Annotated in this window: 1 protein-coding gene; it reads right to left on the bottom strand. The window is 56.7% G+C overall.

Going from position 1 to position 1,126, the window contains the following annotated elements; translation table 11 throughout:
- The coding region (locus tag RAC90_RS20860; protein ID WP_375124750.1) for an efflux RND transporter permease subunit at positions 1 to 1,126 on the bottom strand (1,126 nt) is incomplete at both ends.

Here is a 1,126-nt window from a genome sequence, read left to right as displayed (position 1 = left end):
CCCGGCGCCAGTTGATACTGCACCATGATATAGCCCTGGTCTTCGGTCGGCAGAAAACCGGTCGGCAGGCGCATATAGAGCACGGCACAACCGATCAGCAGCACGCCGTACAGCAACAGATAACGTACGGAACGGTGCATGACATGGCCGACGCCACGTTGATAGCGCGCCTGCACGTTGTCATAGCGGCGGTTAAACCAGCCGAAGAATCCCTTGCTGCCACTGCCGTGAAGATGCGGTTTGAGCAGGGTGGCACAGAGTGCAGGCGTGAGCGTGAGCGCCACAATAACCGACAGCACCATGGAAGAGACAATTGTGATGGAGAACTGACGGTAAATCACGCCCGTCGAACCGCTGAAAAAGGTCATGGGCAGGAACACGGCAGAGAGAACCAGCGCAATCCCGACCAGTGCCCCTGTAATCTCCTTCATGGATTTCTCAGTTGCCTGACGCGGCGGTAATCCCTCTTCGCGCATCACCCGTTCAACGTTTTCAACCACGACGATCGCATCGTCCACCAATAAGCCGATGGCGAGTACCATACCGAACATGGTGAGCGTGTTGATGGAGTAACCGAAGAGGGACAGTACGCCAAAGGTGCCCATGAGCACTACCGGAACGGCTATCGTGGGAATCAACGTCGTGCGGAGGTTTTGCAGGAACACAAACATCACTATCACCACCAGAACCACCGCCTCGATCAGCGTTTTCACGACTTCTTCAATCGAGATTTTGACAAAGTCTGTGCTGTCGAGCGGGTACGTAATTTCGTAGCCGGCAGGCATGCTGCTCCGGAATTCATCAATGGTGGATTTCACCTTTTCGGCGGTAGAGAGTGCGTTGGCCCCCGATGCCAGCTGGATAGCCATACCGGATGCCGGATGGCCGTTTGCCATGACATTGGCACTGTAGTCTTCATCGCCCATTTCTACGCGGGCGACGTCGCTCAGACGTACCACAGAACCATCGGCCTGGCTTTTCAGCACGATGTTGCGGAACTGCTCAGGCGTTTGCAGGCGCGAACGCGAGCGCACAGTCGCGACCAGTTGTTGCGTGTTGCTGGACGGTTGCGCGCCCAACTGCCCCGAAGAGACCTGGGTGTTTTGGCTCTCCAGGGCGGTGGTGA

The sequence above is a fragment of the Pantoea sp. CS_6 genome, assembly GCF_041954745.1.
Classification (GTDB): Bacteria; Pseudomonadota; Gammaproteobacteria; order Enterobacterales; family Enterobacteriaceae; genus Pantoea; species Pantoea stewartii.
This window is presented reverse-complemented; position numbering and strand designations above follow the sequence as displayed.